This window comes from Streptomyces sp. MAR4 CNX-425 (genome assembly GCF_048656465.1).
In the GTDB taxonomy this organism is placed as follows: Bacteria; Actinomycetota; Actinomycetes; order Streptomycetales; family Streptomycetaceae; genus Streptomyces.
The window spans coordinates 101,905-124,358 of the sequence record NZ_JBMDLF010000007.1 but is presented as its reverse complement, the minus strand read 5'-3'; the positions used below and the strand labels follow the sequence as shown (position 1 = coordinate 124,358).

13 protein-coding genes are annotated in these 22,454 nt (G+C 72.8%); 10 read left to right on the top strand and 3 right to left on the bottom strand.

The window, feature by feature from the left end; genetic code table 11:
• Positions 1 to 125: 125 nt before the first annotated feature.
• From ACHZ99_RS20655 to ACHZ99_RS20615, 9 genes are all read left to right on the top strand, one after another.
• Complete coding sequence (locus tag ACHZ99_RS20655; protein WP_420306149.1) at positions 126 to 1,760, top strand: FAD-binding protein; 1,635 nt, start codon at positions 126 to 128, stop codon at positions 1,758 to 1,760.
• Between the two features lie 146 nt (positions 1,761 to 1,906).
• Positions 1,907 to 3,181 (top strand): lactonase family protein, encoded by a 1,275-nt coding sequence (locus ACHZ99_RS20650; protein ID WP_420306148.1) that lies wholly within the window; start codon positions 1,907 to 1,909, stop codon positions 3,179 to 3,181.
• Positions 3,182 to 3,399: 218 nt separating this feature from the next.
• Positions 3,400 to 4,704, top strand: coding sequence for an extracellular solute-binding protein (locus ACHZ99_RS20645; RefSeq protein ID WP_420306147.1), 1,305 nt, complete (start codon positions 3,400 to 3,402; stop codon positions 4,702 to 4,704).
• Positions 4,701 to 5,702: a carbohydrate ABC transporter permease gene (locus tag ACHZ99_RS20640; protein WP_420306146.1), complete on the top strand. Its 1,002-nt coding sequence runs from the start codon at positions 4,701 to 4,703 to the stop codon at positions 5,700 to 5,702. Before ACHZ99_RS20645 ends, ACHZ99_RS20640 begins: the two co-directional genes overlap by 4 nt.
• Positions 5,699 to 6,520 (top strand): carbohydrate ABC transporter permease, encoded by an 822-nt coding sequence (locus tag ACHZ99_RS20635; protein ID WP_420306145.1) that lies wholly within the window; start codon positions 5,699 to 5,701, stop codon positions 6,518 to 6,520. Before ACHZ99_RS20640 ends, ACHZ99_RS20635 begins: the two co-directional genes overlap by 4 nt.
• A gap of 28 nt (positions 6,521 to 6,548) precedes the next feature.
• Positions 6,549 to 8,852, top strand: a complete 2,304-nt coding sequence (gene yicI, locus ACHZ99_RS20630) for an alpha-xylosidase (protein ID WP_420306144.1) — start codon at positions 6,549 to 6,551, stop codon at positions 8,850 to 8,852.
• Positions 8,853 to 8,904: 52 nt separating this feature from the next.
• A complete protein-coding gene (locus ACHZ99_RS20625) occupies positions 8,905 to 9,912 on the top strand; it encodes a LacI family DNA-binding transcriptional regulator (protein WP_420306143.1) in 1,008 nt (335 codons plus the stop codon).
• A gap of 88 nt (positions 9,913 to 10,000) precedes the next feature.
• Complete coding sequence (locus tag ACHZ99_RS20620; protein ID WP_420306142.1) at positions 10,001 to 12,889, top strand: glycoside hydrolase family 3 C-terminal domain-containing protein; 2,889 nt, start codon at positions 10,001 to 10,003, stop codon at positions 12,887 to 12,889.
• Positions 12,890 to 12,968: 79 nt separating this feature from the next.
• Positions 12,969 to 15,854: a beta-galactosidase gene (locus ACHZ99_RS20615; RefSeq protein ID WP_420306141.1), complete on the top strand. Its 2,886-nt coding sequence runs from the start codon at positions 12,969 to 12,971 to the stop codon at positions 15,852 to 15,854.
• A gap of 96 nt (positions 15,855 to 15,950) precedes the next feature.
• On the opposite strand, the gene ACHZ99_RS20610 is transcribed toward ACHZ99_RS20615, so the two are convergent.
• The 3 genes from ACHZ99_RS20610 to ACHZ99_RS20600 are packed head-to-tail and all read right to left on the bottom strand — an operon-like array spanning position 15,951 to position 20,529.
• Positions 15,951 to 17,219 carry an extracellular solute-binding protein gene (locus tag ACHZ99_RS20610; protein ID WP_420306140.1) on the bottom strand — a complete coding sequence of 423 codons (1,269 nt, stop codon included), beginning with the start codon at positions 17,217 to 17,219 and terminating at the stop codon, positions 15,951 to 15,953.
• An 8-nt stretch (positions 17,220 to 17,227) separates the two neighbouring features.
• Entirely contained in the window at positions 17,228 to 19,177 is a 1,950-nt protein-coding gene (locus ACHZ99_RS20605; RefSeq protein WP_420306139.1) for an ABC transporter permease subunit, read from the bottom strand.
• Positions 19,174 to 20,529 carry an ROK family protein gene (locus ACHZ99_RS20600; RefSeq protein ID WP_420306138.1) on the bottom strand — a complete coding sequence of 452 codons (1,356 nt, stop codon included), beginning with the start codon at positions 20,527 to 20,529 and terminating at the stop codon, positions 19,174 to 19,176. Before ACHZ99_RS20600 ends, ACHZ99_RS20605 begins: the two co-directional genes overlap by 4 nt.
• A gap of 140 nt (positions 20,530 to 20,669) precedes the next feature.
• On the opposite strand from ACHZ99_RS20600, the gene ACHZ99_RS20595 reads away from it, so the two are divergent.
• A complete protein-coding gene (locus ACHZ99_RS20595) occupies positions 20,670 to 22,277 on the top strand; it encodes a beta-N-acetylhexosaminidase (RefSeq protein ID WP_420306137.1) in 1,608 nt (535 codons plus the stop codon).
• Positions 22,278 to 22,454: the final 177 nt, after the last annotated feature.

Genomic DNA, 22,454 nt, shown 5'->3' with positions numbered 1-22,454 from the left:
CGGCCGCCCGGGATTAGCATCTTCCCCCATCGAACGCCGCCCGGACGAAATTCTTCTGCCTCCGCACATGCGTGCCGCCGGAATTCGCGCTGCCCATTTTCTTCTGCGTCGACGGGAGTTTCCTCATGGACAATGTGTCACGCCGGAAAGTGCTTCTCTCCAGCGCGGCCGTGGGCGGTGCCGCCGCTCTCGGCGGCGCCCGGGCCGCCGCCGCGGCTCCGGCCGGGGCGGCCCCCCGCGGTGCCGCCGCGACCATCACGCCCGCCGACGCGCGGTATCCCGACTTCGTCTCCGGCAGCAACGGCCGCTGGCGGGCCGCCCCGGAGGCGGTCCGGGTGGCGACGACCACCGAGCAGGTGGTGGCGGCCGTGGCGGAGGCCGTACGCGGCGGAAAGCGCCTCTCCGTACGCAGCGGCGGCCACTGCTACGAGGCTTTCGTCTACCACCCCGACACCCAGGTCGTCATCGACCTGTCGGCGATGAACGACATCTCCTACGACCACCAGCGGCGCGCCTTCGTCATCGAGCCCGGCTGCACGCTGATGGAGGTCTACATGGAGCTGTACCGCGTCTGGGGCGTGACGATCCCCGGCGGCTCCTGCTCCTCCGTCGGCGCCGGCGGCCATATCCAGGGCGGCGGCTTCGGCTTCCTGTGCCGGCAGTTCGGGCTGACCGTCGACTACGTCCACGCCGTCGAGGTCGTCGTCGTGGACGCCGCCGGCAAGGCCCGCGCCATCGTGGCCACGAGCGACGAGAACGACCCGCACCGCGACCTGTGGTGGGCGCACACCGGCGGTGGCGGCGGCAACTTCGGCGTCGTCACCCGCTACTTCCTGCGCACCCCCGGCACCGCCGGGCTGCCGCCGGAGAAGCAGCTGCCCCGGCCGCCCGGCGAGGTGTACGTGCACCAGCAGTCGTGGCCGTGGAGCGGCATCGACGAGGGCCGCTTCCGCACGCTGCTGCGCAACTACAGCGGCTTCTACGAGGAGCACAGCGCCCCCGGCAACCCGTACGCCGGCATGTTCAGCATGCTCGTGTGCAGCACCAGGGCAAGCGGGTCGATCTCCATGACCACGCAGATCGACGCCACCCAGCCGGACGCGGCGCGCAAGCTGGACGACTTCCTCGCCGAGGTCGGCGGCCACATGGGCGAGGCCGAGCCGACGACGCTGTCGACGAACGAGATGCGCGCGATGCCCGAGCTGTTCGCGCCGCAGGCGCGGCCGTGGCTGGTCGCCACCCGTCGGCTCGGCGGGTCCGGCTGGGGCGGGCGCGGCGACTACAAGTCGGCGTACCTGCGGCAGGCGTTCCCGGACGAGCAGATCTCCGCCCTGTACCGGAACCTCACCGAGACCGACCTCACCAGCGCCCTGGTGTCGATCGACTCGTACGGCGCCCAGGTCAACGCCGTCGACGCGGACGCGACCGCGATGGCGCAGCGGGACTCGATCATCAAGCTCCAGTACCAGGCGTACTGGAGCGAGGACGCCCAGGAGGCCGGGAAGCTGGACTGGATCCGGACCATGTACCGCGACGTGTACGCGGCCACCGGCGGCGTCCCGGTGCCGAACGAGGTCAACGACGGCTGCTACATCAACTACCCCGACATCGACCTGGGCGACCCGCGCTGGAACACCTCCGGCACCCCCTGGCACGACCTGTACTACAAGGCGGGCTACGCGCGGCTGCAACGGGTCAAGGCCGCGTACGACCCGGGCGACGTCTTCCGCCACGCCCAGTCCGTCCGGCTGCCCGGGTAGGGCCGGCGACGCGGCGCCCCGCGGCGGCGGCGGAGGCACCCGCCTTCCGGGGCAGGTGAACTCCGGGCCGCGGGGCGCCGTATCCATCTCCGGCTCCACCGGCGGCCGCCACCGCCGCCGTCCCCCGCCACGAGAGGAGCACCGCCGTGAACACCTCCGCCCAGCGCCCCTCCCAGCCCGAACCCCCGTCCCCCGGCGACCAGGCCGGCGCCGAAGGCCCCACCCGCCGGCAGATGCTGCCCGTCTTCGGCGCCGCCGCGCTGGCGGGGGTCGTCCCGGCGCTCGGCTCCGCCGCGCCCGCCTCGGCGGCCCCCGCCGCCGCCACGCCCGCCGCGGCGGCGGACCGCGGCCCCCGCGCCGTCTACGTCGGCGGCTACGCCGGCGGCCCGGGCGCCCCCGCCGGGCTCGCGGTGTTCCGCATGGACGGCGGCGGCCGCCTCACGCCCGTCCAGAAGGTGCCCGGCGTGCCGAACCCCTCCTGGCTGGCGGTGCATCCGCGGCTGCCCGTCCTGTACGCCGTCTGCGAGGTGAGCACCTGGAACGGGCAGCAGGGCGGCGGCGTCGTCTCGTACGCCGTCGACACCGCCACCGGCGAGCTGACCCGCACCGGCGACCAGCCCGTGCCGGGGGTCCCCGCGCACGGCGCGCTCGACGAGCGCGGCGAGCACCTGGTCGTCGCCAACTACGGCGGCGGCACCTTCGCCGTCGTCCCGCTGCGCGCGGACGGCACCCCGGCCCCGGTGTCGGACACCGTCACCGCCACCGGCACGGGCCCCGACCCGCAGCGCCAGGCCGGCCCGCACCCGCACCAGGTCGTCTTCGACCCGGCGTACGGGTACGTCTTCGGCGCCGACCTGGGCACGGACCGGGTCTGGGCGTGGCAGTTGGACGGCGGGGCCGGGAAGCTGACGCCGAACCCGCTGCCGTTCCTCCAGGTGGCCTCCGGCTCCGGCGCCCGCCACCTGGCGTTCCACCCCACCGGCCGGTTCGTGTACGTCGTGAACGAGCTGACGTCGTCGGTGACGGCGTTCTCGTACGACGCCGGCCGCGGCACGTTCCGCTGGCTGCAGACCGTCAGCACGCTCCCCCGCGGCTTCACCGGCGAGAGCTACTGCGCGGAGGTCGCGGTGCGCCCGGACGGCGGGACGCTGTACGTGTCCAACCGCGGGCACGACAGCATCGCCCGCTTCGCCGTGGCCGCCGACGGCCGGCTGGACCTGTGCGACACCACCCCGACCGGCGGCGCGTGGCCGCGGCACTTCGCGCTCGCCCCGGGCGGCGACGTGCTGCTGGTGGCGAACCAGAACAGCGACGACGTGGTGGCGTTCCGCGTCGGCCGCTCCGGCGCGCTGCGCCGCACCGGCGCGTCGGCCGCGGCGCCGAGCCCGGCGTGCGTGGCCTTCGGGGGCGTCCTGCCGTAGCCGGCCGGCGAGCACGACCGACAGACACGACCACGGCACACACGGCAACGGGACGGGTGCCCACCGGGCACCCGTCCCTCTTGTCCGGCGCCCTTTCCCGAAACCTTTTGTCAACGCCATTGACATACCGCCGGGCCCTCTCTACGTTCCTCCGTCGAAACGCTTCGACATTTCTCATCGAAACGATTCGACGAGGACGAACTCTCCCGGAGGCAGTGATGTTGAAGGCACGGAGAAGGGCGCGCCTGCTGGCTGCCGCCCTGGCGGGAGCCCTGTCGCTGAGCACGCTGGCCGCGTGCGGCGACTCCGACGACGGCGGCTCGGGCGACGGAAAGACCCTCCGGCTCTGGCACTACGAGGGCCCCGACAGCGCCATGGGCAAAGCCTGGGCCGAGGCCATCAAGGAGTTCGAGGACAGCCACCCGGGGGTGAAGGTCGAGTTCGAGGAGAAGGGCTTCGAGCAGATCCAGAAGACCGCTCCCCAGGTCCTCAACTCCGACCAGGCGCCCGACCTCATGGAGTACAACAAGGGCAACGCCACCACCGGCCAGCTCTCCCGCCAGGGCCTGCTGACCGACCTCACCGAGGAGGCGGAGCAGCGCGGCTGGGCCGACGCCGTGCCGCCCACGGTGGCCACCACCAGCCGCTACGACGAGAGCGGCGTCATGGGCGACGGCGCCTGGTACGGCATACCCAACTACGCCGAGTTCACGATGGTCTACTACAACAAGGACCTCTTCGCGGAGCACGGCGTCGAGGTCCCGACCACGTTCGGGGAGCTGGAGGAGGCGCTCGCGACGTTCGCGGACGCCGGGATCACGCCGTTCGCCAACGCCGGCGCCGAGTACATGGCGCAGCAGTACCTCTACCAGCTGGCCCTCAGCCAGGCCGACAAGGCGTGGGTCGACTCCTTCCAGATGGGGGGCGAGACCGACTTCTCCGACGCCGCCTGGACCTACGCCGCCGAGACGTTCGCCGACTGGGTCGACAAGGGCTACATCGCCGAGAACTCCTCGGGCACCAAGGCCGAGGACGCCGGGGTCTCCTTCATCCAGGGCAAGCACCCGATGCTGTTCTCCGGCAGCTGGTGGTTCGGCCGCTTCCAGGCCGAGGTGCAGAAGTTCGAATGGGACACCTTCCTGTGGCCGGACAGCGACCTGACGCTCGGCTCCGGCGGCAACCTGTGGGTGGTCCCGGAGGGCGCCGACAACAAGGAGCTGGCGTACGACTTCATCGACATCACGATGAAGAAGGGCATCCAGAACATCCTCGGCGACAACGGCGGCGTCCCGGTCGCGGCCGACCCCGCCGCAATCACCGACCCGCAGTCGAAGGCCCTGATCCAGGACTACACGACGCTCGCCGACGGCGACGGCCTCGCCTACTACCCGGACTGGCCGGCGAACGGCTTCTACGACTCGATGACCTCCGAGACGCAGAAGCTCATCACCGGCAGCGCCGAGCCGGCCGACGTGCTGGAGTCGCTCCAGGCCGAGTACGACGAGAACGTGCTCCAGGAATGAGCGCCCCGGTCACCGGCGTCTCCAAGGACGCCGCCCGCACCGCCGGCGGGAGCGGAGCCCCCTCCCGCCGGCGGTGGCGCAAGAGCCGGGCCGGCCGGCCGCGCCCGACGTCCACCGAGGGCTCGTACGCGCTCTACCTGCTGCCCGGCGGGCTGGCGTTCCTCGTCGTCATCGTCGTGCCGTTCGTGATGAACACCGGGATCAGCTTCACCGAGTGGAGCGGCGTCGGCACGCCGGAGTTCACCGGGCTGGAGAACTACGACCGGCTCGTCGGTGACGAGGACTTCTGGGAGTCGTTCCGGCACAGCCTGGCGATGGTCGCGGCGATGGCGCTGCTGCCGACGGCGGTCGGCCTGGTGCTGGCCTCGGCGCTGTTCGACTTCGTCGGGCGGCACGCCGGCAGCCGGTGGGTGGCGGCGCTGCGCGCCTGCTTCTACCTGCCGCAGGTGCTGCCGATCGCGGTCGCCGGCATCGTGTGGAGCTGGATCCTGGCGCCGGAGAGCGGCTCGCTGAACGAACTCCTGGGCGCGGTCGGGCTGGACGCGCTGCAACAGGACTGGCTGGGCGACCCGGACCTGGCGCTGTACAGCGTGATGGCCGTGATGGTGTGGGTGCAGATCGGCTTCCCGCTGGTGATCTTCATGTCCGGGCTGCAACGCGTCGACCCGGCGCTGCACGAGGCCGCGGAGCTGGACGGCGCGGGCTGGTGGCGGCGGTTCTGGCACGTGACGCTGCCGCAGCTGCGGCCGGAGATCGCGGTGGTGCTGCTGTGGTGCACGATCGCGGCGCTGAAGGTCTTCGGCATGGTGTACGTCCTCACCGGCGGCGGGCCGGGCGGGGCGACGAACGTGCCGTCGTACTTCGCGTACCAGAACTTCTTCGAGAACTTCCAGGCCGGCTACGGCGCCGCGATCTCCACCGTCCTCACGGCGCTGATCCTGGTGCTGGCGGTCGTCGCCCTGAAGATGCAGACGCGGGCGGAGGACGAGAACGGATGACCGCGGTCAGGAAGTACCCCGTGCTCGCAGCTTTGGTGCTGGGCGCGGCGTTCATGGTGCTGCCGTTCGTCGTGGTGCTGATGAACGCGGTGAAGTCGCCGGAGGAGTACTCCAGCGACGGGCCGCTGAGCATGCCCGACGGCGTGTACCTCGACGGGCTCACGGACTTCTGGGAGCGCGTCGACTTCGGGCAGAAGCTGTGGAACTCGGTGCTGATCTCGGGCTCGGTGGCGCTGCTCGCCGTGGTGCTGTCGGTGCTCAGCGCGTACGCCATCGGCATCGGGCGGATCCGCGGGCGGCCGTACGTGCTGGCGTTCTTCGTGCTGGCGAACATGCTGCCGCAGGAGTCGCTGGTCTACCCGATCTACTACCTGTCGAAGGAGGCCGGCCTCTACGACACCCGGCTGAGCGTGGTGATCGTCTTCACCGTGGTGCAGTCCGCCTTCGGCACGTACCTGCTGTCCTCGGTGCTCGGCGGCTTCCCGCGCGAGGTGATCGAGGCGGCGCGGATCGACGGCGCGACCAAGTGGCAGGTGCTGTGGCGGGTCGTGGTGCCCGTCAGCCGGCCCACGATCGGCGTGCTGATGGTGCTGTTCTTCATCTGGACGTGGAACGAGTTCCTGCTGCCGCTGGTCATGCTCGTCTCGGACGACAACCAGACCGTGTCCGTCGCCCTCGGCGTGCTCCAGGGCCAGCGGGACATGGACGCCACGATGACCAACGCCGCCGCGCTGCTGGGCGTGCTGCCGGCGATCGCGTTCTTCCTCCTCTTCCAGCGGACGCTGACCCGCGGCATCGCCGTGGGCGCGGTCAAGTGACCTCCGCCCTGACCCCGAAAGGCAACGCATGAAGTTCACCGACGGCTACTGGATGCTGCGTGACGGAGTCCGCGCCGCGTACCCCGTCGAGGTGCTCGACGTCACCGCCGGGGACGGCACGCTGGACGTCCACGCACCGACCCAGCCCATCCGGCACCGCGGCGATCTGCTGAAGGGCCCGGTCATGACGGTCTCGTGCCACTCCCCCATGCCCGACGTGATCGGGGTGACGCTCACCCACTTCGACGGCGGCACCGACCCCGGGCCCCGCTTCCAGCTCGCGGACTCCGGGTCGCACGCGCACGTGTCGTACGACGAGGAGCACGCCCTGCTCACCGCCGGCAGCCTCGCCCTGCGGGTGGCCCGCGGCGGCCCGTTCCAGCTGGACTTCCGCACCGCCGACGGGCTGAAGCCGCTGACGTCGTCCGGGCCCAAGGGCATGGGGATCATGGAGACCGGCACCGGCGACGGCGGCAAGCCCCGGCACTACCTGCGCGAGCAGCTCGGGCTCACCGTCGGCACGCACGTGTACGGGCTCGGCGAGCGCTTCGGGCCGCTGGTGAAGAACGGCCAGGTCGTCGACATCTGGAACGCCGACGGCGGCACGGCCACCGAGCAGGCGTACAAGAACGTGCCGTTCTACCTCACCGACGCGGGCTACGGCGTCTTCGTCGACCACCCGGGCCGGGTGTCGCTGGAGGTGGGCTCGGAGGCGGTGTCGCGGGTACAGTTCAGCGTCGAGGGGCAGGAGCTGACGTACTACGTCATCCACGGGCCGACGCCGAAGGAGATCCTGCGCAAGTACACGGCGCTGACCGGCCGGCCCGCGCTGCCGCCCGCGTGGTCGTTCGGGCTGTGGCTGTCGACGTCGTTCACGACCTCGTACGACGAGGAGACCGTCACCTCCTTCATCGACGGGATGGCCGAGCGCGACCTGCCGCTGTCCGTCTTCCACTTCGACTGCTTCTGGATGCGCGAGTTCCACTGGTGCGACTTCGAGTGGGACCCGCGGGTCTTCCCCGACCCGGCGGGCATGCTGCGGCGGCTGAAGGAGCGCGGGCTGAAGATCTGCGTGTGGATCAACCCGTACATCGCGCAGCGCTCCCCGCTCTTCGCCGAGGGCCGCGACGCCGGCTACCTGCTGCGCAAGCCGGACGGCGGGGTGTGGCAGTGGGACCTGTGGCAGCCGGGGATGGCGCTGGTGGACTTCACCAACCCCGACGCGCGCGCCTGGTACGCGGGCAAGCTGGCGGCGCTGCTCGACATGGGCGTGGACTGCTTCAAGACCGACTTCGGCGAGCGGGTGCCCACGGACGTCGTGTACTTCGACGGCTCCGACCCGGAGCGGATGCACAACTACTACACGTACCTGTACAACGAGACGGTCTTCGACGTGCTGAAAAAGCACCGCGGGGAGGGCGAGGCGGTGGTCTTCGCCCGCTCGGCGACGGCCGGCAGCCAGCAGTTCCCGGTGCACTGGGGCGGCGACTGCGAGTCCACGTACGAGGCGATGGCGGAGTCGCTGCGCGGCGGGCTGTCGCTGGGCATGTCGGGCTTCGGCTACTGGAGCCACGACATCGGCGGCTTCGAGGGCACGCCGTCGGCGGCGCTGTTCAAGCGGTGGATCGCCTTCGGGCTGCTGTCGTCGCACAGCCGGCTGCACGGCTCGTCGTCGTACCGGGTGCCGTGGCTGTTCGACGACGAGGCCGTGGACGTGCTGCGGGTGTTCACCAAGCTGAAGCTGCGGCTGATGCCGTATCTGGACGCGGTGGCGCGCGAGGCGCACGAGCAGGGCGTGCCGATGATGCGGCCGATGGCGCTGGAGTTCCCGGAGGACCCGGCGTGCACGCATCTGGAGCGGCAGTACATGCTCGGGTCCGACCTGCTGGTCGCGCCGGTGTTCAGCGACGAGGGGGAGGTGTCGTACTACGTCCCGGAGGGCACGTGGACGCATCTGCTGAGCGGCGCCGAGGTGCAGGGGCCGCGGTGGGTGCGTGAGCGGCACGGGTTCGACAGCGCGCCGGTGCTGGTGCGGCCGGGCGCGGTGCTGCCGGTGGGCGCGGTCGACGACCGGCCGGACTACGACTACGCGGACGGGGTGACGCTGCGCGCGTACGGGCTGCGGCCCGGGCAGCGCGTGGACGTGCCGGTCGGGGGGACGGTGTTCTCCGTCGTCTGCGAGGGCGGCACGGTACGCGCGTCGGCGGGCGGTGCGGGAGCCGGTGCCGGAGACGGGGCCGGTGGGGCGAAGTCGTGGGCGCTGGAGGTCGTCGGCGGTCCCACGGTGCACGCGGAGGCGGGGCGCGCGGTGGTCGTGGCGGAGCTGGGCTAGGGTCCGGCTGTCCGGCATGTCGAACGGCGGGCCGGTCGGGAAGGGGCAGTTGATGGTCAAGATCACCGATGTGGCCCGGCACGCCGGGGTGTCGCCGAGCACCGTCTCGTACGCGCTCAGCGGCAAGCGCCCGATATCCGAGGACACCCGGCAGCGCATCGAGGCCAGCATCCGCGAACTCGGCTACCGCCCGCACGCCGGCGCCCGCGCGCTGGCCAGCAGCCGGTCCAACGTGCTGGCGCTGGTGATCCCGTTCCGCACCGGGATCCACGTGCCGGTCGTCATGCAGTTCGCGGTGTCGGTGGTGACCACCGCCCGGCAGCACGACCACGACGTGCTGCTGCTCACCCAGGAGGAGGGCGAGGAAGGGCTGCGGCGGGTGGCCGACACGGCGCTCGTCGACGCCCTCATCGTCATGGACGTGCAGCTGCGCGACGCCCGGCTGCCGCTGCTGCGCGCCCTGGACCGGCCCTCGGTGCTCATCGGCTTCCCCGCCGAGGCCGCCGGGCTGACCTGCATCGACCTGGACTTCGCGGCGGCCGGCGGCGCGTGCGTGACGCACCTGGCGGAGCTGGGCCACCGGTGCGTGGCCCTGGTCGGCTCGCCGCCGGCGGTCTACCTGCGCCACACGGGCTTCGCGCAGCGCGTCACGCAGGGCTTCACCGCGGCGGCCGACGAGCGCGGGCTGACGTCGACCGTGCACCCCTGCGAGGCCACCCCGGCGGCGGCGCAGGAGATGGCGGAGCGACTGCTGCGCGAGCACCCGGAGCTGACCGGGGTCGTGGTGCACAACGAGCCGGTGGTGCAGCCGCTGATCGAGGCGTTCCGGCGGCTCGGGCTGCGGGTGCCGGAGGACCTGTCGGTGGTGGCGATCTGCCCGGACGAGCTGGCGGAGCAGGCGCCGACGCCGATCTCGTCGGTCGCCGTGCCGTCCGCGGAGATCGGCACGCGGGCGGTGGAGCTGCTGATGCGCAAGCTGGACCGGCTGGACGTGCCCGAGGCGACGCTGCTGCCGCCGCGGCTCACCAGGCGGGCGACGACGGCGCCCCGCGGCGGCTGAGACCCGCCCCGGGGGCCGTGCACGAACGGAACGGAGCAACTCATCGCGTAGTCGAAGCGATTCGACTAGATCATAAGGAGTCGTGCACGTGAAACGAAGAACAGTTCTCGCCGCTCCGCTGGCCGTCCCCTTCGCCACCGCCCTCGCGGGCGCGGTGGCGGGACCGGCGGCGGCCGCCCCGGCCACCGCCGGCAAGGTCCGCGAGCTGCTGGGCAAGCTCACCCTGGACGAGAAGATATCCCTGCTCCACCAGTGGCAGCCCGCCATCCCCCGGCTGGGGATGAAGGCGTTCCGCACCGGCACCGAGGCGCTCCACGGCCTCGCCTGGCTCGGCCCCGCCACCGTCTTCCCGCAGGCCGTCGGCCTCGCCTCCACCTGGGACCCCGAGCTGATCCGCAAGGTCGGCGAAGCCGTGGGCGACGAGGTGCGCGGCCTGCAGCACGAGCGCCCGGACGGCTGGGGCCTCAACGTGTGGGCGCCGGTCGTGAACCTGCTGCGCGACCCGCGCTGGGGCCGCAACGAGGAGGGCTACTCCGAGGACCCGTACCTGACCGGCGTCATCTCCACGGCCTACGCGGGCGGGCTCACCGGCGGCGACCCCGACAACCTCAAGACCGCCCCGCTCGTCAAGCACTACCTCGCCAACAACAACGAGGTGCGGCGCGACCAGACCTCCTCGGACCTCCGGCCACGGGTGTTCAAGGAGTACGAGGAGCCCGCCTACCGGGCGGCGATCTCCGCCGACGCCGCGTGCGGCGTCATGACCGCGTACAACCTGGTCAACGGCCGGCCCTGCACGGTCACCGACCTCAACTCCTCGGTACGCACCTGGACCGACCGCACGCTGCTCAACGTCACCGACGCCTGGGCGCCCAACAATCTCCCGGCCAACGGCTCCCAGAAGTACTTCGACACCCTCGCCGAGGCCGACGCCGCCATCCTCAAGGCCGGTCTCGACAGCTTCACCACCGACGACACCAACGGCGAGCCGACCGCCGCCGCCGTCAAGGAGGCGCTGGCGCAGGGTCTGCTCACCGAGGGGGACATCGACACCGCCGTACGGCACATCCTCGACATCCGCGCCCGCCTCGGCGACTTCGACGCGGACGGCGGCCCGTACGGGCACCTCGACAAGTCCGTCATCGACAGCCCCGCCCACCGCAGGCTGGCCCGCCGCACCGCCGCCGAGGCGGTCGTGCTGCTGAAGAACGACCGCGGCGCGCTGCCGCTCGACGCCGGGAAGCTGCGGAAGGTCGCGGTCGTCGGCCCGCTGGCCGACACCCTCTACACCGACTGGTACTCGGGCGAACTGCCCTACGAGATCACCCCGCTGAAGGGCATAACCGACCGCCTCGGCGCCGGCGCCGAGGTGACCACCGGCGAGGGCGTCGACCGGATCGCGCTGAAGAACGCCGCGACCGGCCGCTACGTCACCGCGGGCGGCGGCGGCGCGGACGCGGCGCTGGCGGAGGACGCCACGGCGGCCGGCGAGAACGAGCAGTTCGACCTCTTCGGCTGGGGCGAGGGCGTCGTCACGCTGCGGGCCGTCGTCAACGGCAAGGTCGTCGGCCAGCGCGACGGCCAGTTCTACGCCGACCAGGACCAGCCCAACGGCTGGTTCGTCTCCCAGCTGTTCCGGCCGGAGGAGCAGGACGACGGCACGGTGGTGCTGCGGTACGCGGGCTACGAGGACTGGTTCGGCGACGCCGTCTACCTCCGCGCGCGCGACGAGGACGGCGTGCTCGTCCTCGGCACCGCCGCCGAAGCCTCCCGCTACACGCTGGAGACGCTGCGCGACGGCGTCGAGGAGGCCGTCGCGGCGGCGCGGGCCGCGGACACCGCGATCGTGGTGGTCGGCTCCATGCCGTTCATCAACGCCCGCGAGACCGACGACCGCGAGGAGATGGGCCTGGGCGAGACCCAGTCGGCGCTGGTGCGGGCCGTGCTGGCGGCCAACCCGAAGACCGTCGTGGTGGTGGAGAACAGCTACCCCACCACGCTGACCTGGGAGCAGGAGCACGTCCCCGCCCTGGTGTGGACGACGCACGCGGGCCAGGAGACCGGCCGCGCGCTCGCGGACGTGCTGTTCGGCGACGTGAACCCGGCGGGCCGGCTCACCCAGACCTGGTACCGCTCCGTCGACGACCTGCCGTCGATCCTGGAGTACGACAACATCAAGTACGAGCGCACGTACCAGTACTTCACGGGCGAGGTGCTCTACCCCTTCGGCCACGGCCTGTCGTACACCACGTTCCGCTACGGCCGCCCGCGGCTGCTGCGCGGCGGCGTGGCGGTGTCGGTCACCAACACCGGCCGGCGGGAGGGCGCGGAGGTCGTGCAGCTGTACACGCGGCAGCGCAGCTCGCGGGTGAAGCAGCCGCTGAAGAAGCTCCAGGCGTTCACGAAGGTGTCGCTGAAGCCGGGCGAGACGCGGACGGTGACGCTGCCGCTGACGCGCCGGGCGCTGGCGCACTGGGACGTGACCCGGGAGCGCTGGGTGGTGGAGCGCAGCACGTACGACGTGCTGGTCGGCGCCTCGTCCGGGGACATCCGGGGCCGGACGAAGCTGACCGTCGCCGGCGAGACGGTGCCGCCGCGGAACCTGCGCCGTACGACGCGGGCGGAGAACTTCGACGACTACGCGGGCGTGCGGCTGGTCGACGAGTCGAAGCCGCGGGGCACGGCCGTGGGCGCGGAGTCCGCGGGCGCGTGGCTGCTGTTCGCCGACGCGGACCTGCACCGCGGGGCGCGGCGGCTGACCGCCCGGGTGGCGAAGGAGTCGCCGGGCGCGGGCACGGTGGAGGTGCGCCTGGGCGCCCCGGACGGCCGCCTGGCGGGCACCGTCCAGGTCGACAGCACCGGTTCGCGGTACGCGTACACGGAGGTCAGGGCGGGGCTGAAGGGCGCCTTCCACCGGCAGGACGTGTACCTGGTGCTGTCCGAGGGCCTGCGCCTGGCCGACTTCTCGCTGCGCTGACCAGTTACGGCCCCGGGCCCGCGGGCACCTGACGCCCGCGGGTCCGGGGCAGCCCGCCCTGCTCACGGAAGGAAGCGCCATGCACCCACACGCAACCCGCCGCCGCGCGCGGCCGCGCCGCCTGCTCGCGTCGTTACTCGCGCTCGCCGCGGCGGCCTGCCTCGGGCTGGCCTCCGGCGCCCCGGCGCCGGAGGCCGCGCCGGCGCCCGCCGCCCGCGCGGACACGGGCACCGGGCCCGGCACCGGCCCCGGGCACACCGTCTCCTACGACCGCTACTCGCTGCTCATCGACGGCGAGCGGACCCTCCTCCAGGGCGCCGAATTCCACTACTTCCGGCTGCCGTCGCCGGACACCTGGCGGGACGTGCTGGAGAAGTACAAGGCCGCCGGGTTCAACACCGTGTCCCTGTACTTCCACTGGGGCTACCACTCCCCCAAGCGCGGCGTCTACGACTTCACCGGCGTCCGCGACGTCGACCGGCTGCTCGACGTCGTCGAGGACGTCGGGCTGTACGCCGTCGTCCGCCCCGGGCCGTACATCAACGCCGAGACCAGCGGCGGCGGGCTGCCCGCCTGGCTGAAGAACGTCGAGGGGCGGGCCCGGTCGTCGGACGCCGGGTACACCGCCGCGTACCGGGAGTGGCTCACCGAGATCAACCGGATCATCGTGCCGCACCAGCACACCCGCGGCGGCCCGGTCGTCCTCTACAACGTAGAGAACGAGTACGCGCAGAACACCGACGCGCAGTACATGCAGGACCTCCAGGACCTCGCGTACGCCCAGGGCGTCGACGTGCCCATCACCCACAACCAGTGCTGCCAGGCGTCCTGGACGCCGACCTGGGCGGAGGGCCTGGGCGCCGTCGACATCCCCGGCCTGGACGACTACCCGCAGTCCTTCGAGTGCCAGGACGCGGACACCGTCTGGGGCCCGTGGGGCGACGGCATCACCCGGCGGCTGAAGGACGACGCGCCGGTGTACGCCGCCGAGTACCAGGCCGGGGCGATCGATCTCAACAACGCCGGCTACGAGGCGTGCCGGCAGCTGACCGGCCCCGCGTACATGAAGTACTTCTACAAATCCAACCTGATCTTCAGCGGCGCCACCCTCTTCAGTTACTACATGGGCTTCGGCGGCACCAACTGGGGCTATCTGGCGCAGCCGAACGACGTCTACACCTCGTACGACTACGGGGCGATGATCACCGAGGACCGGCAGCTGACGGAGAAGTACGACGAGTTCAAGCTCCAGTCGCACTTCCTGCGGGCGGCCTCCCGGCACCTCACCGAGACGGACGCGGCGGCGCCCTCGGAGGTCCCCGCCCCGGACAACCCGGCGCTGGAGACCGCGAGCCGCGTCAACCCCCGTACCGGCGCCCGCTTCACCCTGCTGCGCCACGCCGACCCGCCCGCGACCACCGACGACTCCGCCGTCCTCGACTACGGCGACGGGCGGAGGCTGCCGGTGCGCGTCGACGGCCGCGACGCCAAGGTGCTGCTCTCCGACTACCCCTTCGGCGGGCAGCGGCTGGCGCTCTCCAGCTCCGAGCTGATGACGCACACGCGGACGGGCGGCCGGGACGTCGCGCTGCTGTACGGGCGCGAGGGCGAGGCCGGACGGACGGTGCTGGAGTACGGCTCGCGGCCGAAGGCCGAGGTCCTCGCCGGCGACGCGGACGTCTCGTACGCCGCCGGGCGGGGAGAGCTGACGCTCGACTACGTGCACGAGGGCCTGACCCGGGTGCGGATCACCGGCGGCGGCCGGCCGCCGCTGCTGCTCCTGCTCGGCACCGACGCCACCGCGGCGGAGTTCTGGCAGAGCGCGGACGGCGTCCTGGTGCGCGGCACGGACCTGCTGCGGGACGCCCGCGTACGCGGCCGCACCGCGCGGCTGCGCGCGGACACCGGGGAGCCCGGCGGCGTGGAGGTGTTCACCGACGCCCGCCGGCTGACGGTGAACGGCGCGCCGGTGCGCGCCCGGCGCACCGCGAGCGGCTCGCTGACCGCGTTCCTGCCGGGGCCGCGGCCCGTGCGGCTGCCGGAGCTGTCGGAGCCGGCGAGGTGGCGGCAGGCGGCCGGGGCACCGGAGACGGACCCCGGCTTCGACGACTCCCGCTGGCGGGCCGCGGAGCACACGCTGCACGCCGACGACCACGGCTTCCACCACGGCAGCCTGTGGTACCGCGGCCGGTTCACCGCCACCGGCGACGAGACCGGGCTGAAGCTGAACGCGATCACCGGCCGGCGCGGGATCTACCAGGTGTGGGCCGACGGCCGCTACCTCGGCTCGGCGCAGGGCGGCGTCCAGGCGGACTCCGACCCGCCGGTCAACGAGGACCCGGGACCCGGCACGTTCACGCTGCCGGACGCCGCCCCGGGCGAGGAGGTGGTCGTCTCCGTGCTCGTGCAGAACATGGGCCACAACGACGACTGGATCGCCGACGACACCCGCTTCAAGCAGCCGCGCGGCCTGGTGCGGGCCGAGCTGCCCGGCTCGGGCGCGGACATCTCCTGGAAGATCCAGGGCGCCCGCGGCGGCGAGGACCTCGCCGACCGGAAGCGCGGCCCGCTCAACACCGGCGGTCTGTACGGCGAGCGGCACGGCTGGCACCTGCCGCACCCGCCCGCGTCCGGCGACTGGCGCCGGGCCGGTCCGGACGTCGCGGCCGGCACCGTCTCCTGGTACCGGACGACGTTCCGCCCGGACCTGCCCCGGGGCCAGGACACCGCCCTCGCCCTGCGGTTCGGCGAGCCGCCCGCCGGGCACCGGGTGCTGATGTACCTCAACGGCTGGAACGTCGGCCAGTACGGCGCGGGGGTGGGCCCGCAGCGGGACTTCACCCTCCCGGCGGGGCTGCTCCGCGCCGACGGGCGCAACACGCTGGCGCTCGCCGTGGTCGCCGAGGACGACTCGGCGGTCCGGCTGCCGTCGCTGGTGGTGAAGGGCAACCACCGCACGGGCTGAACGCGGTGGTGGTCCGCGGCGGGCGGGAGGACGGCCGCCCGCCGCGGACGCTCTGCTCGGGGCCGGCTCGGGAGGGGGCCGGTCCCGGGTCCGCCGTCAGCCGCCGGAGACGGCGATGGACTGGAACTCGCGGAGCACCTTCCGCGGCGCCTCGTTCTCGCTGACGGCCTGGCCCAGGTCGTTGCCCATCACCCCGAGCAGCTCCGCCCACACCGGCCGGGTCGTGGGGTCGAACCGCGCCCGGCCGGTCATCCCCACGTACCGCCCGACCTGCGGGTCGTCCTTGAGCACGGCCACCGCCGAGCGCGTCGTCGGCAGCAGGCCCTCGGTCTTCAGGTACGGCACGTAGTTCTCCGGCCGGTAGAAGAAGCTGAGGAAGTCGCGGACCAGCTCGCGGTTCCCGGACTTCTTGAACGCCATCAGATAGTCCTGGATACCGTGCGCGACCGGCTCGGCGCCGTGGCTGACCGGGTGCACGGCGAGCCCGTAGTCGACGTCGCCCTCCTCGATCAGGTCCAGGAACGCCCGCGCGCCGAAGGCGCCGTAGACCATCGCGGCCTTGCCCTGGGCGAACAGCGGCCAGGTGCCGTCGGGGCGGTTGGTCTGGCCGGGGTTGGGCTGGGTGTAGCCGCGCCTGCCGAGGTCCTGGAGGAAGCCGAGGGTCTCGACGTTGCGCTCGCTGTCGATGGCCCAGCGGCCGTCCTCGATCCAGCCGCCGCCGCCCGCGCGGGCCCAGGTGCCGAACTCGTAGTGCCCGGACTCGATGCCGAGCGCCAGCCCGTACGGGACGTAGCCGCCGGGCAGCGCCTTGATCGCCTCGACGGCGTCGAGGAACTCGGCGCGGGTGCGCGGCGCCCCGTCGAAGCCGGCCTCGCGGAGGATCGCCTTGTTGTAGTACATGCCGTTGACGGTGGCCAGGAACGGCAGCGCGTACTGGCGGCCGCGGAAGGAGGCGTTGGCGGCGAAGGCCGGCAGGAAGTCGGCGCGGACCTCGGGGGTGAGGACGTCCTCGGCGGGGTGCAGCAGGTCGGCGTCGGCGTAGTCGGCGAAGAGGTTGAGGTTGGCGATGTCGGGGAGCTGGCCGGTCTGGACCATCGTGTTGATCTGGGTCTGGAGGTTGCCCCAGTCGATGATCTGGAGCTTGATCTCCTTGCCGGGGTGCTGCGCCTCGAACTTCGCGGCGAGCTTGCGCCAGTACGGCTGCGTGCCCTCGGTGTACTGCGCGATGACGACCTTGATCGAATTCGGGTCGCCGGCCGCGATCGGCCGGCCGCAGGCCGCCGCCAGGGCGGTGAGCGCGGACGCGGAGGCGAGCGAGGCGCCGGCGCGCAGGACGGTCCTTCTGCCGGGCCCGGTGCCGGACACGGGGTGGCTCATTTCGTGCTGCCCTTCGTCAGGCCGCTCACCAGGTACCGCTCGATGAGCGCGAACAGGATCACCGCGGGCACGATGGCCATCAGGGAGGCGGCGAAGAGGTACTGGTAGTTCGTCTCGTACAGGCCCACGAACTGCTGCACGCCGACGGTGAGCGGCACCCGGTTCTCGGTGGGCTCGTTGAAGACCGTCAGCGAGACGACGAACTCGTTCCAGACCTGGATGAACGTGAAGATGGTGACGGTGATGAGCGCGGGCGCCGCGAGCGGCAGCGCCATCCGCACCATGATCCGGAAGCGGCCGAGGCCGTCGAGCATCGCCGCCTCGTCGATCTCGACGGGTATGGACGCGAACTGGGTGTGCAGGATCCAGATTGCGAAGGCCACGTTGAAGGCGCAGTTGACCGCGATGATGAACCAGTAGGAGTGGATCCCGCCGGTGAACACCGCCTCCCGGTACAGGCCGATGAGCAGCGCCACCGCGGGGAACATCTGCGAGACCAGCACCAGCCCGAGGAACGCGCCCCGGCCGCGGAAGTTCGTCCGGGCCAGGATGAACGCGGCGGGCGCGGCGATCAGCAGCACGACGGCGGTGGAGACCAGCGCGACGACCAGGCTGACCCGGAAGTAACTGGCCAGCGGGATCTTGTCCCACACGTCGGCGTAGTTGGACCAGGCCCAGTCGTCCGGCAGGTAGTCGGCGGGCACCTGGAACAGCTCGGCGTCGGTCTTGAGCGAGCCGAGGAACATCGCCACGTACGGCGCGAGGAAGAACAGCGCGACGCAGAGCCCGGCGAGCGGCAGCCCGATGTGCCGCACCCGCCGCCACCCGGCGGCCAGCGGCCCGGTCACGGGGCGTACGGCGCGGGCGAGCGCGGCGCCGGCGAGGCGGGTGCGGTGGCCGAGGGCCTCGGCGGCGGCGCTGCCGGGGCGCTCGGTGCCGTACGGCCTGCCGGGGGCGTCGGGGCCGCGGCCCCGGAGCAGCCGGATGAGGACGGCGACGAGGATGCTGATCGCGATCACGTTGAGCACGCCGAGGGCGGCGGCCTCGCCGGTGTCGAGCCGGCCGGTGAAGGCGATCTTGTACATGAACGTGACGGAGGTGTCGGCGTGGTTGCCGGCCGTCTTGCCCATGATCACCCAGATCAGGGCGAAGGCGTTGAAGACGTGCAGCATGTTGAGCACGAGCGCGACCGTCAGCGAGGGCCGCAGCATCGGCAGCGTCACCCGGCGCCAGGTCGTCCACGCCCCGGCCCCGTCGATCTTCGCCGCCTCCGTCAGCTCGGCGGGGATGGTCTGGAGGCCGGAGAGCAGGACGTACGCCGTGAAGGGGATCGAGGTGATGATCCCGACCGCCATGAGGGAGTAGAAGGCGATGTCCGGGTCCTTGTACCAGTCCACCGGCGAGTCGAGGATCTTCAGGTCCATCAGCAGCCGGTTGAGCAGGCCGTTGCCGCCCTCGTAGATGAAGCGCCACACGGTCGCGGTCATCACCAGGGACGTCGCCCACGGCACGATCAGCGCGAGCCGGACGAGGCGGCGGCCGAAGAAGTCCTTGGCGAGGAACTGCGCGAGCGCGAGGGAGGCGAGGACCGTGAGGCCGACGACGACCACGACCCACAGAAGGGTGTTGCCGACGACGCCGGGCAGTTCGTCCTCGGCGAAGAGGTTGCGGTAGTTCTGCAGCCCGGCGAAGCCGTCCGTCAAGCCGATGCGGTTGATCTCGACGAACGACATCCCGACCATGTAGATCGCCGGGAAGACGATGACCGCGGCGATGAGGAGGGTGCCGGGCGCGAGCCAGCGGGCCGGGACGGTGCGCTGCCAGAGGGCGCGGAGGGGGCCGGCGGCCGGTGGCCCGGCGGCCCCGGGGGGCGGGGGTGTCGGCGGAGCGCCGGCCTCGTTCCGTACGGGACGGGCGGACGCCTCGGCGCGGGGCGTGGTCGTCAACGGGCACCTCCTGCTGCTCGATCGGCTCCCGGGGCGCCCTGTTCGCCCGGATCGCGCCGGTCGGCCCGCACGCCCGGGTGGCGCGGGGCGCCCGGGAGGCCGTGGTGTGCTGCGGTGTTTCCGGTGTTCTCGCCGCCTTCGCGGGTGTCGCTGTCTTCGCGGGTTTCGCCGCCTTCGGCGCCGCGGGCGAGGGTGGGCAGCGGGACGATCCGGCCGGCGGCGCCGCCGAACAGCTCCCGGTCCAGGTACGCCACCGCCCGCCCGATCGCGCCGACGGCCACGCACTCCTCGCCGAGGGCGGAGGCGCGCAGCTCCGGGACCCGCAGGCACACGTCCGCCAGCCGCCGCCGCAGCCGCGGCAGCAGCACGTCGGCGGCGCGGGAGAAGCCGCCGCCGAGGACGACGAGTTCGGGGTCGAGGGTCATGACCATCGCCGAGGTGCCGAGCGCCAGGTCGTCGCAGTAGCGCTCGACGGCCGCCACGGCGACGGGGTCGCCGCCGCGGGCGGCGGCGAAGGTGTGCCGGGCGGCGTCGCTCTTGGGCACGTCCGGGGGGACGGCGGGGCAGTCGTGGAGGTACGAGGCGGCGGTGACCCAGTGCGTCACGGGGTGCATGCCGACCTCGCCGGCGACGCCGCCGAAGCCCCGGTGCACCCGGCCGCCGACGACGAGCGCGGCGCCGGTGCGCCGGCCGGCGTGCAGGAACACGGTGTCGTCGGCGTCCCTGGCCACGCCCCGCTCGCGCTCGGCGAGGGCGGCGAGGCGGGAGTCGTTGTCGATCTGCACGGGGCAGGGGAAGAGCGCGCCGATGCGGTCGGCGAGGTCGACGCCGGTCCAGTCGGCGACGCCGGCGCAGTACTGCACGGTGCCGGCGCGGTCCACGATGCCGGTGGTGCCGGCGCCGACCGCCCACAGGTCCGTACGCCCCAGCCCCACGGCGGCCAGGCAGTCGGCGACGGCCCGGTCGGCGGCGGCGATGCGCTCGTCGACGGGGGTGGCGGGGCTGACGGGGCGGTGGGTCTGGGCGTGGACGGTGCCGTCGAGGTCGGCGACCGCGGCGCGCACGCTGTGGACGCCGATGTCGATGCCGGCGACGTGGCCGGCGTCGGCGCGGAAGCGGTACCGGCGCGCGGGCCGGCCGACGGTGCCCTGCGCGGGCCCCATCTCCTCGACCCAGCCCAGCTCGACGAGCCGGCCGACGACGTCCTTGGTGGACGGCCGGGACAGGCCGGTCCGCTCGGCGACCGCGGTGAGGGTGAGCGGCTCGGCGCCGCGGAGGGCGTCCACGACCGCGAGCGAGTTGAGGTGCCGCAGCCGGGACAGGTCCCCGCCCAGCTCCGCTGCCGATGCCATCGCGCGCCCCTCCCGGTTCCACCGTTCGCCCCACCGACCAGCCGCGAAGGACTAACGATGGACTCCTTTACATATTTACGATGGAGCCCTTTATATGGAGTGGAGAAGCGCAGCGTCAACCCGTCGAACGGAGCAGGACCTTGATCATCCCCACGCCGTCGCGCAGCTCCCCCCGCCCCGGTTCGTACGCCCTGGGCCCGGACACCCCGCTGCACGTCGCCGATCCGGCCCTCGCTCCGGTGGCCCGCGTCCTGCGCGAGCAACTGCTGCCGGGGACGGGCTGCGTCCTGCCGCCGGGGCGCGGCGGGATAGAGCTCGCCCTCGACCCGGCGGCCGGCGCGGAGGCGGAGGCGTACCGCCTGACGGTCGCCCCCGACGGCATCCGCGTCGCGGCCGGCGGCCCGGCCGGCGCGTTCTACGGCGTGCAGACGCTGCGCCAGCTCCTCCCGCCGCACACCCTGCGCCGCACCGCGCTCGACGCGGGCCCGTGGGACGTCGGCTGCGTCGAGATCGAGGACCGGCCGCGGTTCGCCTGGCGGGGCGTGCTCCTCGACGTGGCCAGGCACTTCTTCACGAAACGGGACGTGCTGCGGGTGCTGGACCAGATGGCCCTGCACAAGCTGAACGTGCTCCACCTCCACCTCACCGACGACCAGGGCTGGCGGCTGGAGATCGACCGCTACCCGCGGCTGACGGAGATCGGCTCCTGGCGCACGGAGTCGAAGCCCGGCTGGAACGAGACGGGCGACGGCCGCCCGCACGGCGGCTACTACACGCGCGACGACGTCCGCGAGATCGTCGCGTACGCCGCGGCCCGGCACATCCTCGTCGTACCCGAGGTCGACCTGCCGGGGCACATGACCGCCGCCATCGCGGCGTACCCGGAACTCGGCAACACCGGCGCGCAGGTGGCGGTGGAGACGGGCTGGGGCGTGAAGTCGACCATCCTCAACGTCTCGGACGCGACGCTGGACTTCGTACGCCACGTCTTCGACGAGGTGATCGAGCTGTTCCCCAGCCCGATCATCAGCGTGGGCGGGGACGAGTGCCCGAAGGACGAGTGGAAGGCGAGCCCGGCGGCGCAGGCGCGGATGGCCGAGCTGGGGCTGCGGAACGAGGACGAGCTGCAGAGCTGGTTCATCCGCCAGGTCTCGGACCACCTGGCGGCGCGCGGGCGGCAGCTGCTCGGCTGGGACGAGATCCTGGAGGGCGGCCTGCCGCCGGCGGCGACGGTGGTGTCGTGGCGCGACAACCACGGCGCGGTGCGGGCGGCCCGCGAGGGCCACCGGGTGATCACGAGCCCGGCCCGCCAGGTCTACCTGGACTACCGGGCGTCGGACTCCCCCGACGAGCCGGTGCCGGTCGGCACGGTGCTGCCGCTGGCGGAGGTGCACGCCTTCGAGCCGGTGCCGGCGGAGCTGGCCGGCACCCCGGCGGCGGAGCTGGTCATCGGCGCGCAGTGCGGGCTGTGGACGGAGGCGATCGACAACGTACGGGCGCTGGACTACCAGGCGTTCCCGCGGCTGAGCGCGTTCGCGGAGACGGTGTGGTGCGAGGGCGAGCGGGACCGGGCGGGCTTCGCGGACCGGCTGGCGCACCACCTGCGGCGGCTGGAGGCGCTGGGGATCGAGTACCGGCGCCCGGAGGGCCCGCGGCCGTGGGAGCGGCGGCCGGGGGTGCGGGGGCGGCCGGTGACGCTGGCGGAGTACCTGGCCGAGGTGGAGGCGGACACGCGGAACATCAGATAGCGGCGGCGCGCCGGGGGGGGCGGGTGGGCGCGGCACCGGCGCGCCCCTCCCCCGCCGGGGTCGGCGCGGGGGCGGCATCGTGCGGTGCGGCCCGTCGAGCCTGGCCGTACGGGTCACTTACCCTTGAAATCCGGCAAATCGCCCACCGGGGGCGGCTTTCCCTCCGATGACTTCGAA

Coding starts and splice junctions, on each gene's coding strand:
- ACHZ99_RS20640 (WP_420306146.1), top strand. CDS start 4,701: ATGAGCGCCCCGGTCACCGGCGTCTCCAAGGACGCCGCCCGCACCGCC.
- ACHZ99_RS20635 (WP_420306145.1), top strand. CDS start 5,699: ATGACCGCGGTCAGGAAGTACCCCGTGCTCGCAGCTTTGGTGCTGGGC.
- ACHZ99_RS20655 (WP_420306149.1), top strand. CDS start 126: ATGGACAATGTGTCACGCCGGAAAGTGCTTCTCTCCAGCGCGGCCGTG.
- ACHZ99_RS20625 (WP_420306143.1), top strand. CDS start 8,905: ATGGTCAAGATCACCGATGTGGCCCGGCACGCCGGGGTGTCGCCGAGC.
- ACHZ99_RS20600 (WP_420306138.1), bottom strand. CDS start 20,529: ATGGCATCGGCAGCGGAGCTGGGCGGGGACCTGTCCCGGCTGCGGCAC.
- ACHZ99_RS20645 (WP_420306147.1), top strand. CDS start 3,400: ATGTTGAAGGCACGGAGAAGGGCGCGCCTGCTGGCTGCCGCCCTGGCG.
- ACHZ99_RS20615 (WP_420306141.1), top strand. CDS start 12,969: ATGCACCCACACGCAACCCGCCGCCGCGCGCGGCCGCGCCGCCTGCTC.
- yicI (WP_420306144.1), top strand. CDS start 6,549: ATGAAGTTCACCGACGGCTACTGGATGCTGCGTGACGGAGTCCGCGCC.